The organism is Rahnella sp. WP5, from assembly GCF_000745615.1.
Taxonomy (GTDB): Bacteria; Pseudomonadota; Gammaproteobacteria; order Enterobacterales; family Enterobacteriaceae; genus Rahnella; species Rahnella aceris.
Genome location: NZ_KN050721.1, coordinates 745,526 through 760,832 on the forward strand (window position 1 = coordinate 745,526; position 15,307 = coordinate 760,832).

Annotated in this window: 10 protein-coding genes; 5 read left to right on the top strand and 5 right to left on the bottom strand. The window is 50.6% G+C overall.

The features are described from left to right. Positions 1-140: 140 nt before the first annotated feature. The 4 genes from EX31_RS24850 to yebS form a co-directional block, all read right to left on the bottom strand. On the bottom strand, positions 141-1,862 hold the full coding sequence (locus EX31_RS24850) for a sensor domain-containing diguanylate cyclase (RefSeq protein WP_013576156.1): 1,722 nt from the start codon (positions 1,860-1,862) through the stop codon (positions 141-143). A gap of 371 nt (positions 1,863-2,233) precedes the next feature. Beyond that, complete coding sequence (rsmF, locus tag EX31_RS24855; RefSeq protein WP_037037450.1) at positions 2,234-3,751, bottom strand: 16S rRNA (cytosine(1407)-C(5))-methyltransferase RsmF; 1,518 nt, start codon at positions 3,749-3,751, stop codon at positions 2,234-2,236. An 84-nt stretch (positions 3,752-3,835) separates the two neighbouring features. Beyond that, positions 3,836-6,466, bottom strand: coding sequence for a PqiB family protein (locus tag EX31_RS24860; protein ID WP_037037452.1), 2,631 nt, complete (start codon positions 6,464-6,466; stop codon positions 3,836-3,838). Continuing rightward, the gene (gene yebS / locus EX31_RS24865; RefSeq protein WP_037037453.1) at positions 6,435-7,682 is read right to left on the bottom strand and encodes a membrane integrity lipid transport subunit YebS; all 1,248 of its coding nucleotides are present in this window, start codon (positions 7,680-7,682) and stop codon (positions 6,435-6,437) included. The genes EX31_RS24860 and yebS overlap by 32 nt, the downstream gene beginning before the upstream one ends. 257 nt (positions 7,683-7,939) lie before the next feature. Between yebS and EX31_RS24870 the strand changes: the two genes are divergently transcribed. The 4 genes from EX31_RS24870 (at position 7,940) to htpX (ending at position 12,454) form a co-directional block, all read left to right on the top strand. Further along, the gene (locus EX31_RS24870) at positions 7,940-8,437 is read left to right on the top strand and encodes a GAF domain-containing protein (RefSeq protein WP_037037454.1); all 498 of its coding nucleotides are present in this window, start codon (positions 7,940-7,942) and stop codon (positions 8,435-8,437) included. A gap of 95 nt (positions 8,438-8,532) precedes the next feature. Beyond that, positions 8,533-9,222, top strand: coding sequence for an RNA chaperone ProQ (gene proQ / locus EX31_RS24875; protein ID WP_013576151.1), 690 nt, complete (start codon positions 8,533-8,535; stop codon positions 9,220-9,222). 19 nt (positions 9,223-9,241) lie between these two features. Next, on the top strand, positions 9,242-11,314 hold the full coding sequence (gene prc, locus EX31_RS24880) for a carboxy terminal-processing peptidase (RefSeq protein WP_013576150.1): 2,073 nt from the start codon (positions 9,242-9,244) through the stop codon (positions 11,312-11,314). 258 nt (positions 11,315-11,572) lie between these two features. Beyond that, positions 11,573-12,454 carry a protease HtpX gene (gene htpX, locus EX31_RS24885; protein WP_013576149.1) on the top strand — a complete coding sequence of 294 codons (882 nt, stop codon included), beginning with the start codon at positions 11,573-11,575 and terminating at the stop codon, positions 12,452-12,454. Between the two features lie 56 nt (positions 12,455-12,510). Here the strand turns inward: htpX and EX31_RS24890 are convergent, their stop codons facing one another. Further along, on the bottom strand, positions 12,511-13,908 hold the full coding sequence (locus EX31_RS24890; protein ID WP_037037455.1) for an MFS transporter: 1,398 nt from the start codon (positions 13,906-13,908) through the stop codon (positions 12,511-12,513). A 239-nt stretch (positions 13,909-14,147) separates the two neighbouring features. On the opposite strand from EX31_RS24890, the gene kdgR reads away from it, so the two are divergent. Continuing rightward, on the top strand, positions 14,148-14,939 hold the full coding sequence (kdgR, locus tag EX31_RS24895; protein ID WP_013576147.1) for a DNA-binding transcriptional regulator KdgR: 792 nt from the start codon (positions 14,148-14,150) through the stop codon (positions 14,937-14,939). Positions 14,940-15,307: the final 368 nt, after the last annotated feature.

Consider the following 15,307-nt stretch of genomic DNA (forward strand, 5'->3'; position numbering starts at 1 on the left):
TTGGCCGCCCTTATATGAGGATAGACGACAGCACAAAAAGTGCCACCTGAATTTTACTGCTGCATAAAACAGGCAAAAAAATGAGGAGGGAAAGGTGACCAGCCGCGCGGCAGATAGCGCACGACTGACTGTACAGAGGATTAAAGTTTATTGAATCTTACCGAGACGGGCATGGCATTAATCTGATTGCGACCGTTGTTTTTTGAGAGGTACAGCGCTTCATCAGCGGCACTCACAATATCCGACTGATCCTCAATGTCTGGATCCTGATCTGGCATATAGGTCGCAATTCCCTGGCTGATGGTCACGCGATTAAATTCACTGAAGCTGTGTTTGATGCCCAGCACTTCAATGGATTCCATAATATGCTGCGCCACAATCCACGCCCCTTTCAAATCCGTATCCGGCAGAATCGCAGCAAATTCTTCGCCGCCAAAACGTGTCACGACATCGGTGCTGCGTTTGAGTGATTTTCGTAATGTACGGGCGACCAGACGCAGACAGGCGTCACCGGAAAGATGGCCGTAGTGATCGTTAAAATGTTTGAAGTAATCGATGTCGATCATCACCACGGTCAGCGGCGTGCGGTTACGCTTGGCACGCATATATTCATGGCTGAGCACTTTTTTAAATTCACGGCGGTTCGGCAATTTGGTCAGCGAGTCCGTGCGCGCCTGAATTTCCAGACGGCGGTTAGCTTTGACCAGTTTCAGTTCCAGCAACTTACGTTCATGCACATCTTCGGCGGTGCCATACCAGCGCTGAATGGAGCCGTCGGCGGCATAGCTCGCTGCGGCACGAATGCGCATCCAGTTCCAGCCGCGGTCTACGTGGCAGAAACGAACTTCAATATCCAGGGGGGCGCCGGTCTTCAGGCAATGTTCCCAGGTTTGTACGGCAGCACGACGGTCTTCCACATGCATACTCTGGATCCACTTATCTGCCAGAATATCCTGTCGCGTCATGCCGGTAATCCGCTGGAAGCGCGAGCTGACGTCGTTGAGCAGACCGCGCGGATCGGCTGTCCACGGGATTTGCGGGTTCAGCTCAACCATATTACGGTAATGCTCCTGGCTTTCACGCAGTGCTCTTTCCATACGTTTGAGGCTGGTAATGTCGGTCATCGCGACGGAAAGACCATTAAGCTGATTCTGCGTATCACAGGCGGCTTTGATACGTACAAAGAAAACCTGATTCTTACCGGGAACGGAAAATTCGCGGTCCGGCGTGGTTTCATTTCGCTTCGCAAGTTCAAGTGCATTATTGAGCAACGGAGAAAGACCGGGCAGAAACACGCCGACTTTACGACCAATCGCTTCGTAAGGTTGTAAACCGATAATATTTGCCATGGCATCGTTTACGGTGACGTAGCGCATTTGCAGGTCGATAAAACACAGGCCGACCGGCGCATTGGAATAAATGGTTTCAAGCTGGAAGAGGCGCTGACCCGGAGCCTGATCAAGGCTGGTCAGGTTACGATCGATCCCCCGATAACCCCGGAAATTACCTTCGTTGTCAAACAGCGGAACACCGCTGGTTTCAAGAATGACTTCCGTCCCGTCAGGGCGAATATTACGGTTTAGCAAACCGCCGAATGGCGCGCGTCGTTCGACGATAGCAGCAAACTGCTCGCCAACCCGTTTGGCTTCATCAGGTGGCATGAAGTCAAAAGGCGTTTTGCCTAATACTTTTTCAGGTGGAACACCGAGAAACTCGATGCATTTATTGGAAGAGAAAACATAACGCCCCTGCGTATCGACTTCCCAGATCCAGTCAGAATTGTTATCGATGATATCCCGCAGGCTGGCCATTTGCTGTAATAGCAGCCCATCTGCTGATTCGAGTTTCATTTCATCCGACATGACACTTCTCCGACTGGCAGGTCTTTACTCAACATCAGGCATTAAGATTTATATCTGAAAATGATATATCACTAGCAATGTTATCTTGATGGCAATAATACATGTCACGGTAGGATTATTCCTACTTATAATTCAATAAATCTTTCTTGATAATATAAATAATTATCTACTATATTCGGCATAAAATGTTGCCTAAGTAAGGGTTCCATACACTTTGTCACCCCTATTTCACCTAAACACGACGTTGTACAGAATTCGCCAAAATGCTTGTCAGGATGAGTTTTTAATCGTTAAAGATAATGATTAGGTAGAATATTCTGCGCCATCACGATGATCTTATGGCACAGAAGTTTGCAAAAAGTTTAAATTAATTAATCGTTCGATAAGGTCTGCGGACGAACCGCGCCATCCCTGACCAGCTCACGCGGCAAACTATTTTTAATCCGGCTTCCGATTCGTTTCGCTAATCCCAACGGCTGGCCGAGCCATGTCACCAGACATTCATCTGCCGGTGGGGCAGTTTGCGGATAAATATCGACGCCCCGGAACCAGCTTTGCGCCAGTTCATCGTCAATTTCAAAACGGTTTTTAGTTTCAGTATCGCTGAATGCCACCACGGCTTCGTGTTGCCAGCGGAAGCCTTTCGGAAAGCGTTCAGCCAGCCTGATACCAATACGCGAAAAGCGCACTTTCCCAAACAGCGGTTCCAGAACTGCCGGGAATATCCAGATCTCTTTGTCGCGTTGCCACAACGTATATTGTTTTTCCTGCCATAACAGTCCGGACTGACCGGCAGCTTTGATAATTTCTGCACTGTCCTGACGGGAAAGCGGAGAGAAAGGGAAACGACCGACTTTGTATCCCGGAACAGGCAAGCGCGGTACGGAGTCCGTTTTGCGAAAACGCGCGACGAAGAAACCTTCACTGTCATAAACCTGAGGGAATACGTGCAGATAGCCTTCCTGCGTCACCGCTTTCCTCGCACCCGGGAATAAGTCTGCCAGCGATTCACTTTCCACCGCATCAGCATAAGTCTCGAGCAGCCACTGGCAGACCTGCTGGTTTTCCTGCGCATTAAGGGTGCAGGTTGAATAAACCAGAACACCGCCCGGTTTCAGCGCATGAAAAGCGCTGTCGATCAGTTCACGCTGCGTGGCAGCAATTTCCGACACGCTGTTTTCAGACCAGTTGCTCATGGCATCAGGATCTTTACGGATAACGCCTTCGCCCGAGCAGGGGGCATCAAGCAGAATGGCATCGAAAGTTTCCGGTAATGCGGCACCAAATACGCGCCCGTCAAAGTGGGTGAGTGCTGTATTGCTGACACCGCAGCGGCTGATATTGGCGTGCAGAACTTTTACCCGGCTTGCGGAATATTCATTGGCAACTATGCCGCCCTGATTTTCCATCAGCGCCGCAATCTGCGTGGTTTTTGAACCCGGTGCGGCGGCGACATCCATCACCAGCGTCGGCTGAGTGCCATCAGCAAATAACGCAGTGACCGGCAGCATTGAGCTGGCTTCCTGAATATAAAACAACCCCGCAAGATGAGACAACGCATTGCCTAAACGCGATTCATCCAGGGCATGGCGGTTGATCCAGAAACCTTCGGTGCACCACGGCACAGGCTCTAAATCCCACTGATAACTGCCGGCCAGTGTAAGGAAATCTTCCACGCTGATTTTGAGGGTATTGACCCGCAGGCTGGGGCGAAGAGGGCGCTGACAGGCAGCGATAAAATCCTCCATGCTCAGGCTGGCAGGCATGATTGCACGAGTGGCTTCCAGAAAAGCGGCGGGTAATTTATCAGCAAAACTGCTGGCAGTGGTGAGCTTTGACAAGAGTGCGGTTCCAGAACTGAATAAGTTTTCAGCCGCGGAGTTTAGCATATTTACCTGCGCAGGGAGGGGCTTCAGTCGTAACCAGGAAACGAAAAGGCCACCCGAAGGTGGCCTTGATGAAAATCATATTGGTTAATTTTTGGGGATTGCCGTTCCCCATTTCTGCCAGTCTTTTGGCGCTTCCGGATTGAGCAGGAAATGGTTGCCATTGCTGGCTTTCGGCGCCAGCGGCGTTGTCGGTGGGGTCGCAAAAGCGATACCGCCACGGATAAACTGCTGGAATGTGCCGCTTTTGAACACGCCGCCGGTCAGACCGAATTGAAGGTCATAACCGGATGCCAGCCAGAACACCGAGTTTTCGCGCACCAGATACTGGTATTTCTTACTGATCCTCAACGTCACGTTTACCCGGTCGGCCATCGCGCCAAGGTAGAAGCCCGAGACCGTACCTACTTCGATGCCACGGAACAACACTGGCGTGCCGATTTGCAATGAACCGACTTCTGCTGCGTCAACAACAATGCCAAGACCGTCGGTGTAGCGGGAATCGGTAATGGTAGATTCCTGCAGGTCGAAATTGCGCGCCGGAACGCCTTTGCCTGCTTCAACGTTGATATAAGGCTGGAGCAGGGTTTCCAGATTACTGACACCACCGGCTGAAATCTCCGGAGAAACAATCGAGAAGCGAGAACCGCGACGGGCGAAGTCGTTCACAAATTCCGGATATAACACGGCTTTGGCCGAAACCTGATTGAGCTGCGGATCGAGCTTCAGTGATTCGACCTGACCAATTGTGATGCCCAGATAGCGTATTGGCATGCCAGCAGAAAGCTTACTGGCATCATAAGTGTTCAGCGTTATCTGGCTGCCGACAGCGCGGGCCGCGGTTTCTGAATCATACAGAACCCGTTTCACGCCTTTACTGGTGGAGACACCTTCAAGATTATCAAAGCTGATGGCGCCTTTCAGCGCACGATCCAGCGGCGAGGCCTGAACGGTCAGACCGCTGCCATTGAGCTGCACTTTGGCACCACCTTCAGCCCAGAAAATGCTTTTCTCAGACAGAAGATTGCGGTATTGCGGCTGAATATACACATCCACTTCAAACTCGTTCGCTTTCGGGCGAACATTCACAATCTGCCCGACCTGGAATTTACGGTAAAGCACCACTGATCCTGCCTGAATATCTGGCAGGGTTTTCGCCGTCAATGTCAGTGTGGCACCTGGCTGATCTCCCTGAATACCTTCAGCGGCTTTTTCCGCGTTGCTGTAAAGCGGGTATTTCTGAACGGGTTCACCTTTACTGCCAGGAATGAGGCGGATACCCCCATCGACCCATTCCTGTGCGCTGGCACCCAACACTTCCATGCCATCAATACCCAGCTTCACATCCACGCGGCTGTTGACCACAAACTTGCTGTCTTTGTGCAGCAGATTTTTATATTCCGGCTTGATCGCGGCATTAAACAGGATGCCTTCATCAGTCAGCGTGCGGTCAATCACCGAGCCGACGTTGATACCGTAAAGCTTGATCGGCTGCCCCGCATCAATTCCATAGCTTTGCGGCGCAATCAGCTGAATCTTGACGGTACCGGGGTTCTGAAGCAGGCGCTGGTTACTGTCAAGCACCACGAAATGCTTTTGCGGTTCCCCATCGCCCGGGATCAGTTCCAGCGTATTACCCGTCAGTAACTGACTGATATTAGCGTTGTTCAAACTAATTTTCGGGCTGTTCATTTCGATACGCGTCCCGGTACGCATCATGTCGATTACCGAAGGATCAACAGTGAGTTTACCGGTAACTTTATTGTCGGGTTGCAAAGTGACTTTGGTCAGGGTACCGACCTGCAACCCCTGATACATCAGCGGTGTCTGTCCTTCTGACAAGCCGTTGCCGTTCGGCAAATCGAGATTGATTTCAACCCCACGCTGGCTCTGCGCCAGATCCGGATACAGCACGTAAGACTGGTCTGCTTTGGCCGGATTACCATCATTTGGCGAATCCATTGAAATGGCTCCGTTAACCAGCGCGGCCAGACTTTCCATTTGCACTTTCGCGCCACTCAGGCTGAAGTCGCCTTTAAAACCGGATACGTTCCAGAAGCGCGTGTTGTCTTTCACCAGACCGGCAAAACGCTTGTCGATCAGCAAATCAATCGTGACGCCGTCATTACCACTTTCAATGTCGTAATCGTAAACTTTCCCGATAGGGATTTTGCGGTAATACACCAGGGAGCCGGTGCTCAGTGAGCCCAGATCTTTTGAATGCAGGTGAATCATCAGCTCGCCGGTATTCAGGCGGAATTTAGGCTGGGTATCGAGCGCGACGAAATGATCTTTCTCTTTGCCGGGGCCGGGCATCATGCCGATGTAGTTACCGCCCACCAGCGCATCAAGGCCGGAAACCCCGGCCAGTGAGGCTTTTGGCGTCACCAGCCAGAACTGTGTGCCTTCGCGCAGGGCGTCAGACAAATCGCTTTTGATACTGACTTTTACCTGAATGGTACGCAGATCTTTGGTCAGACTGATGGACTCTACTGTCCCAACCTCAACCCCCTGATAACGCACAGGAGTACGGCCCGCAACGATACCCGCTGCTGACTGGAAATCGATCGTGACAGTATTTCCACGCTCCTGATAGTTGCTGTAAATCAGCCATCCGGCGATCAGTAAAGCAATAAACGGCAGAAGCCAGAAAGGCGAAATCCGGCGCCTGTGTTTTATCCGTGCTTCAGTCGGTGTATTCGGCGTTTCCTGTTGCATGTGCATCCCAAATCAAGCGGCTATCAAGCCATTCAACGGCAAGAATGGTCAGAATTACGGCAGAGCCAAAGTAAAAGGCGGCCGGACCCATAGTAAAAGACAAAAGCTGGTCACGGTTTACCAGCGACATCATTAATGAAATAACAAACAAATCCAGCATCGACCAGCGTCCTATCCAGGTGACCAGTCGCAGTAAACGGATGCGCGTTTTCAGTCCCTGAATCGCTTTAAAATGGATGCTGAGTAACAGTGTCAGCATCACAATCACTTTAGTAAAAGGCACCAGTACGCTGGCAATAAACACAATCGCGGCAATCGGAATATTCCCTGAAGTGGCAAGCGAAACGACACCGGAGAAAATAGTGTCCTTCAGTTGCTGCCCGTTGGCGTAAATGATGGAAATCGGCAGCAAATTGGCCGGGATTAAAAACATCATGGCCGCAATCAACGCCGCCCAGGTTTTTTGCAGACTGTGTTTGTAGCGTTGTTGCATGGGAACATGACAGCGTGGACAGCGCCCGCGTTCATCCGGTAATCCGGTAAATTTACAGGCGATGCACAAACGCAGTGAAGACGGTACGCCCTTTGGCCTGCGCTGCGGATAAAACTCCTCCCACAGCTGCTCAATATTAAGATTAATCATCGTCAGTGTGACCATCACAGTCATCATCAGATACGCGGCCAGTGCAACTCCGGCATTGATATCCGCATATTCTTTGACCTTGATGCTGGCGACCGCCATGCCAATCAGATAAATATCCAACATCACCCAGTCTTTCAGGCGGTCAAGCATCAGCAATACAGGTTTAAGATTCATCCCCAGCTTGCTGCCAAAATGCAGATAAAGAATTGAAACAGCGAGTGTCAGCGGCGCACCGATGGTGCAAAACGCGACCATACTTGCCGTGACCGGATCGCCCTGACGCGACATCTGCCAGATGCCTTCAAGCAGGCTGGCGTCGATACGCGTGCCAAGCAGACGGATGCTGATCAGTGGTTCGGTATAAGCGAAAGGCATCAGCAGCAAAATGCTGATGGCCATAGTGATCAGCCGGGGAAGGGAGCAAACTTTGCCTTTTTCCACTTTGGCGTTACAGCGCGGGCAATGTGCAGTTTGCGTCCGTTTCAGCGCCGGAAGCGAGAAAAGGTAATCGCATTCATGGCACCGCTGGTAGCGAACATGCGGTAACTGGACTGATATTGTGTTTATTTTCATAGTACCTGGAATAGTAAAGAATACCTGTTGTTACAATTACGCATCCCCGTTGGGGGGCAGGCGAGGCCATCAGGCCAAGATCAGCCAGGTTTTTTTGACAAAATAACGTATTATGCGGTCGGCAAACAGTTATTGTAGGCGAGTCTTTTTGATGTCACACAGGATTAACCTTGTTCACATGGGCATTTAATGCTTATTTTATAGGGGTTAAGCACAACAGAACGGCTCAGTGCCCTTAGGTCATTATTGGTTACTACATGAATAAAGAAGCATTCTACACGGAATTAAAACGTGATTTGAACGCGTTGATCGCCGGAGAAAACAATTTTATTGCTACTCTGTCGAACGCAAGTGCCTTACTTTTTGAACGTCTTGATGGCGTCAACTGGGTAGGTTTTTATCTGCTGGACGGCACAACACTCGTGCTGGGGCCATTCCAGGGTAAAATTGCCTGCGTGCGTATTCCGGTAGGAAAAGGCGTCTGCGGTACCGCAGTAGCGGAAAATGCTGTACAGCGTGTGGGGGATGTTCATGCCTTCCCCGGGCATATCGCCTGTGATGCAGCAAGTAATGCCGAAATTGTTCTGCCAGTGACCGTTAATGGCACAGTGATCGGCGTATTAGACATTGATAGCACCGTTTATCAACGCTTCGATGAAGCGGATGAACTGGGGCTGACAGAGTTAGTCAGCGGGCTTTGCCAGCATCTCGAAAGCTGCGATGCTGAAAAATATGTCAATCTGATCGTAAGTTGATCGTCGGATAACGTGGCATTTAATAATGGCGTCATTATAATGACGCCTGTTCATGCCTGCGCCGGTTGGCAAACCCGTTGTAATCAGGAAATTTCATGGAAAATCAACCTAAGTTGAACAGTAGTAAAGAAGTCATCGCCTTTTTGGCTGAGCGGTTCCCGCTCTGTTTTACCGCCGAAGGCGAAGCACGCCCATTAAAGATCGGTATCTTTGCGGATTTGGTCGCGCGCGTGCAAGGTGAAGAGAATCTGAGCAAAACTCAGTTACGCTCTGCTCTGCGCCTGTATACCTCAAGCTGGCGTTATCTGTACGGCGTTAAAGTCGGTGCAGAACGTGTTGATCTTGATGGTAATTCATGTGGCGTTCTCGAAGAACAGCACGTAGAACATGCCCGTAAACAGTTGGAAGAAGCGAAAGCCCGTGTTCAGGCACAACGTGCGGAACAACAGGCTAAACGTCGTGAAGCCGGTGAAACCGCTGAGCCACGTCGTCCACGTCCGGCCGCTAAAAAACCTGCGCCGCGTCGTGAAAATGCGCCCGCAGCTGTGGCTGGCCAGGAAAATCGCAAACCACGTACACCTCGCCCACCGCGTGAGGAAAAACGTGAACCGCGTCATGTGCCAGTAACAGACATTTCAAAACTGCAAATTGGCCAGGAAATCAAAGTCAGAGCAGGTCAGAGTGCGATGGATGCAACCGTATTGGAAATTGCCAAAGACGGTGTTCGCGTTCAACTCTCTTCGGGTCTGGCGATGATTGTACGCGCAGAACATTTGCAGTTCTGATACGGAGGCCAACTCAGGCATGAACAAATTTGTCAGATTAAGCGTTATTGCGGGTCTGTTAATGGCAGGAGCCGGGCTGGTGAACACCAGCTTTGCTGCGAACGAGAGTACACCGGTGACTCTCGCTCAACTTCCTAATTTAACGCAGGATCCGCAGGATGCAACGGTGAGCGAGCGTGTGACTGCTCGTTTTACCCGTTCACATTATCGTCAGTTCGACCTTAATGCAGATTTCTCAGCGAAAATCTTCGACCGTTACCTCAACATGCTCGATTATGGCCATAACGTATTAATGGCTTCCGATGTCGCACAATTTACTGATAAACGTGCCACCTTGGGTGAGGAACTGAAATCCGGTCAGTTAACTACCCCCTATGCCTTATTCAATCTGGCTCAGAAACGCCGCTTTGAACGTTATGACTATGCGTTAAAAGTGCTTGAGCGCCCGATGGATTTTACGGGCAACGACACCATTGAACTTGATCGCAGTAAATCACCGTGGCCGAAAGACCGCGCTGAGCTGGACAAATTGTGGGATGCGAAAGTCAAATATGACGAGCTGAACCTCAAACTGACCGGCAAGAACGATCAGGAAATTCGCGATGTATTGTCTAAGCGTTATCATTTTGCGATGAAGCGTCTGACGCAAAGCAACAGCGAAGATGTCTTCCAACTGGTCATGAATGCCTTCGCGCACGAAATTGATCCGCACACCAACTATTTATCACCTCGCAGCACTGAGCAATTTAATACCGAAATGAGCCTGTCTCTGGAAGGTATTGGTGCGGTCTTGCAAGGTGACGACGATTATACAGTCATCAATTCGATGGTAGCTGGCGGCCCGGCGGCCAAAAGTAAAGCCATTGCAGTGGGTGACCGTATTGTGGGTGTCGGTCAGGTTCAGGCAGGAAAACAGACTCCGATCGTTGATGTGATCGGATGGCGTCTCGACGATGTGGTTGCGTTAATCAAAGGACCAAAAGGCAGCAAAGTCCGTTTGCAGATCTTGCCAGCGGGTAAAAATGCCAAGAACCATGTGATTACGCTGACCCGCGAGAAGATTCGTCTCGAAGATCGCGCCGTCAAAATGACCATCAAAAATGTTGGCGCTCAAAAAGTCGCTGTGATGGACATTCCTGGCTTCTATGTTGGCCTGACAGATGACGTCAAAGTGCAGTTGCAGAAAATGGCTAAGCAGAACGTTAACAGCCTGGTTATCGATCTGCGCACCAACGGAGGGGGGGCGCTGACGGAAGCGGTTTCGCTGTCCGGTCTGTTTATCCCAAGTGGTCCGGTGGTTCAGGTACGCGATAATAATGGTCGCATCCGTCAGGACAGTGATACTGATGGCGTCGTTTACTACAAAGGCCCGCTGGTGGTTCTGGTTGACCGCTTCAGTGCTTCGGCATCAGAAATCTTCGCCGCCGCTATGCAGGATTATGGCCGTGCGCTGATTGTCGGTGAGCCGACCTTCGGTAAAGGTACGGTTCAGCAGTATCGTTCACTGAACCGCATTTACGACCAGATGCTGCGCCCTGAATGGCCTGCGCTCGGTTCTGTGCAATACACTATCCAGAAGTTCTATCGCATCAATGGCGGCAGTACTCAGCGTAAAGGGGTTACCCCGGATATCCTGATGCCAACCGGTATTGAATCGATTGAAACCGGCGAGAAGTTCGAAGATAACGCACTTCCGTGGGATAGTATTAATGCGGCAACCTACACCAAATTAGGCGACATGAAACCGTTCCTGCCTGAATTGCTGAAAATGCATGAAGCCCGTATTGCGCAAAATCCTGAGTTCCAGTACATCCAGCAAGATATCGCGCGTTACAAGGCGCTGAAAGACAAACGTAACATTGCCTCTCTGAATTACGCCCAGCGTGATAAAGAAGATAAAGAGGATGATGCACTGCGTCTTAATCGCCTGAATGAACGCTTCAAGCGTGAAGGCAAGAAGCCGCTGAAATCTCTCGACGATCTGCCGAAAGATTATGTTGCTCCGGATCCTTACCTTGATGAAGCCGACCATATTGCTGTCGATCTCGGCAAGCTGGAAAAGTCTCAGGTTGATCAGGCCCCGGCAAAATAATTCTTGTGACAGACTGACTAAAAGCGCACTCCGGTGCGCTTTTTTTATGTCGTGTATTTCTCAATAACATCGGTATTTCAGCCCTGTCTGTAAAAGCAAACGCTTCAAAATGTAAAGTATTGTGAATTCAGGCCTTCAGAACGCATGGAGTCTTGAATCCTGATAAGAAGCCCATAGGATCAGTACAGCCCGGCATGCTATGTGCCGGTGGTATGACTCGCTAATAACAATGAAGTAACAATGAGGAAGTGAAATTTTATGATGCGTATAGCGTTGTTCCTGCTGACTAACCTGGCCGTTATGCTGGTATTCGGGCTGGTACTTAGCCTGACCGGCATTCAGCACAGCAGCGTGCCGGGGCTGATGATCATGGCCGGGCTGTTTGGCTTCGGTGGCGCAATTGTCTCATTACTGATGTCGAAATGGATGGCGTTACGCTCAGTGGGGGGGGAAGTCATTGAGCAGCCGCGTAACGAAACTGAGCGCTGGTTGATGGACACCGTGCGTCGCCAGTCTCAGCAGGCGGGCATTGCGATGCCACAGGTCGCGATTTATCACGCACCCGATATTAACGCCTTCGCCACGGGTGCACGTCGCGATGCCTCTCTGGTGGCGGTGAGCACCGGATTGCTGCAAAGCATGAGTCAGGACGAAGCCGAGGCGGTTATCGCCCATGAAATCAGCCACATTGCGAACGGCGATATGGTAACCATGACGCTGATTCAGGGGATCGTGAATACCTTCGTGATCTTCATTTCACGTATTATTGCGCAGGTGGCCTCGGGCTTCCTTTCCGGCAACCGTGATGGCGAAGAGAGCAGTAACGGCAATCCGCTGATTTATTTTGCCGTGGCGACCGTGCTTGAACTGGTCTTCGGTATTCTGGCCAGCATCATCACGATGTGGTTCTCGCGTCACCGTGAATTCCATGCGGATGCGGGTTCTGCAAAACTGGTGGGCCGTGAAAAAATGATTGCTGCGTTGCAGCGCCTTAAAACCAGTCACGAACCGCAGGAAGCGGGGAGCATGATGGCGTTTTGCATCAACGGTAAATCGAAGTCATTCAGCGAGCTGTTTATGTCCCACCCGCCACTCGACAAGCGTATCGAAGCGCTGCGCAGTGGTGCATACATCAAGTAGTTTGTTTCCAGCAATGCTGAACAAAAAGCCCGGCTACTCTGCCGGGCTTTTTCATATCAGGATTTCAGGTTTTCCGATTCCTTCTGGCTGCTGGTTTTCTGCGTCATCCTCAGTAAACTGACCAGCGCGCCGGTTCCGGCCAGCATTCCTGCAAGGATCAGTGATGCGTGAGTGCCATGCTGCGGGAACAGGTTAAACATCAGGGCAACCATCGCCGCGCCGGTTGTCTGACCCAAAAGACGCGCAGTGCCCAGCAGTCCGCTCGCACCGCCACTACGGTTTCGCGGGGCTGAACTGATGATTGTGTGATTATTCGGCGACTGGAATAACCCAAAGCCGGCACCACACAGCAACATGCGCCAGATAATGTTCAGATGCGAAGGCTCTGATGGCAGTAATGACAGGGAAAAGAGCCCGAATGAGAACACGATCAGACCAATCCCGCCCAGCATTCCCGGATGGAAGCGCTCAACCAGACGGCCGGCGATCGGCGCCATCACCATCGTCGCCAGCGGCCACGGCGTGAGCAGAAGGCCTGTTTCCACGGAATTCAGACCGAGAGTGTTTTGCAGGAAGAAGGGCAGTGAAACAAAAGCCAGCATCTGGGCGCTGAAAGAACACAGCGAAGTGCCCAGAGACATACTGAAAATAGGAATGCGCAATAAATCGATCGGCAGCAGCGGGAAAGGCTGGGAAAGCTGACGGCGTACGAAGAACCAGCCGATGATCAGGAGGGCAATGACTTCGCTCAGGATCAACATAGGGTTCTGACCTTGCGCAAATCCACTGATGGCGCTGATCAGCAGGCCAAAGGTCAGGGCATTCATCACGCTGCTGATGATATCAAAACGCTGACCCTGACTTCGCGTCGAGTTCGCCGGTAAAAACTTCAGACCGAGTATCAGAGCCACAATACCAATCGGAACGTTGATGGCAAACAGCCATTGCCAGGAGGCTACCGACAGAATACCAGCGGCAATGGTGGGTCCGGCCGCTGCCGAGACGGCAACGATAAGTGCATTAATACCGACGCCACGTCCTAAGAAACGCTGCGGATAAATAATACGTATCAGCGCGGTATTTACACTCATGATCGCTGCCGCACCAAAACCTTGTAACACACGGGCGACAGTCAGTGTCATCAGTGAATCCGACAAGGCGCAAAAGAGCGAGGTGATACTAAATACCAGCAAACCCGTCTGGTAAATACGGCGGTAGCCAAATATGTCGCCCAGTGAAGCCAGAGAAAGCAGAGAAATCGTGATCGCCAGCTGATAGGCGTTAACCACCCAGATAGAGGTTGCCGGGCTGGCATGGAAATCATTAGCGATGGTGGGCAGTGCGACATTAGCGATAGCGCCATCCAGTACAGAAACGGTAATACCCAGCGCAATGGCCAGAATGGCACCATATCGTTGTGGAATGGGTAATCCGTCAGCAGGTGTAGAAGTCATGAGTTCTGTCAGTGCGTAGTCATCAGAGAGGGGAATATTACTACGCTAATTAACGTAAAGTGACAATTGTCACATGATGTAATGAATTTTTTATCTCTCTGTCGGGAATGAAACTGGCTTAACAGTTCTTACATTCTTGATCAATGGGTTGATTGCTTCTCAGCGATGCTTGCCAGTATAATAAAAACCACGTTCTATTTTTTTTGAAACAAACTCAACGCGAGCAGGTAATACACCCTATGGCTATCGCAGATCTTGATAAGCAACCCGATTCCGTCTCCTCAGTCCTGAAAGTTTTTGGCATTTTACAGGCGTTGGGGGAAGAGCGTGAGATTGGCATTACTGAACTTTCTCAGCGCGTAATGATGTCTAAAAGTACGGTCTACCGTTTTCTTCAGACCATGAAATCCCTGGGTTATGTCGCACAGGAAGGAGAATCAGAGAAATATTCCCTGACGCTCAAGTTGTTTGAACTGGGTGCCAAAGCGTTGCAAAACGTCGATCTGATCCGCAGCGCTGATATTCAGATGCGCGAATTGTCCCGTCTGACCCGCGAAACGATCCACCTCGGTGCACTGGATGAAGACGGGATTGTCTACATCCATAAAATTGATTCGATGTACAACCTGCGCATGCATTCGCGTATTGGTCGCCGCAATCCGCTGCACACCACCGCAATCGGTAAAGTGCTGCTGGCATGGGGCGATAAAGCAGAAGTCAGCGCGCTGTTGCAGGAAATTGAATTTACCCGCAGCACTGAAAATACCATCATGAATGCTGCCGATTTGCAGACTGCGCTGGATCAGGTTCGCGCGCAGGGTTTCGGCGAAGACAATGAAGAGCAGGAACAAGGGCTTCGTTGTATCGCAGTTCCGGTATTCGACCGCTTTGGCGTGGTGATTGCTGGTTTGAGTATTTCTTTCCCGACGATTCGTTTCTCCGAAGAAAGCAAAAGTCATTACGTAGAAATGCTGCATACTGCCGCGCGGAATATTTCAGAGCAAATCGGTTTTCACGACTATCCGTTCTGAATAATCGCGTTCTGAGTGATTGCGGAATTTCAGACATAAAAATCTATGGTCACCCCCGTTTTTGCAACGTTGATTTTGATTTATGATGGACTTGCTTAAATCTATACGGCGTCTGATGGGCAACCTTACGTTGCCTGCGCCACGATGAAGTCCGCGCCTGCAGAACCTTAAAAAACGGACGGCTTCAAAGAGCCATTTTTTATGTCAGGTTCATCCGCAGGTCGCTGTGCCGTTCATGTCATCAATAATCGGTCGTCGCAAAACCAGAAAGTCACTGCGTAATGCCTAAGAGCTAACAGTTCGTCCCTGTTGGCTCTTTTTATTGGATAAAAGCTGTACGATGGGTTGTCACCGACCAGGCTATTCGG

Excerpts from the sequence above, each read along its gene's own strand:
- EX31_RS24850 (WP_013576156.1), bottom strand. The coding sequence starts at position 1,862 with ATGTCGGATGAAATGAAACTCGAATCAGCAGATGGGCTGCTATTACAG.
- rsmF (WP_037037450.1), bottom strand. The coding sequence starts at position 3,751 with ATGCTAAACTCCGCGGCTGAAAACTTATTCAGTTCTGGAACCGCACTC.
- EX31_RS24860 (WP_037037452.1), bottom strand. The coding sequence starts at position 6,466 with ATGCAACAGGAAACGCCGAATACACCGACTGAAGCACGGATAAAACAC.
- yebS (WP_037037453.1), bottom strand. The coding sequence starts at position 7,682 with ATGAAAATAAACACAATATCAGTCCAGTTACCGCATGTTCGCTACCAG.
- EX31_RS24870 (WP_037037454.1), top strand. The coding sequence starts at position 7,940 with ATGAATAAAGAAGCATTCTACACGGAATTAAAACGTGATTTGAACGCG.
- proQ (WP_013576151.1), top strand. The coding sequence starts at position 8,533 with ATGGAAAATCAACCTAAGTTGAACAGTAGTAAAGAAGTCATCGCCTTT.
- prc (WP_013576150.1), top strand. The coding sequence starts at position 9,242 with ATGAACAAATTTGTCAGATTAAGCGTTATTGCGGGTCTGTTAATGGCA.
- htpX (WP_013576149.1), top strand. The coding sequence starts at position 11,573 with ATGATGCGTATAGCGTTGTTCCTGCTGACTAACCTGGCCGTTATGCTG.
- EX31_RS24890 (WP_037037455.1), bottom strand. The coding sequence starts at position 13,908 with ATGACTTCTACACCTGCTGACGGATTACCCATTCCACAACGATATGGT.
- kdgR (WP_013576147.1), top strand. The coding sequence starts at position 14,148 with ATGGCTATCGCAGATCTTGATAAGCAACCCGATTCCGTCTCCTCAGTC.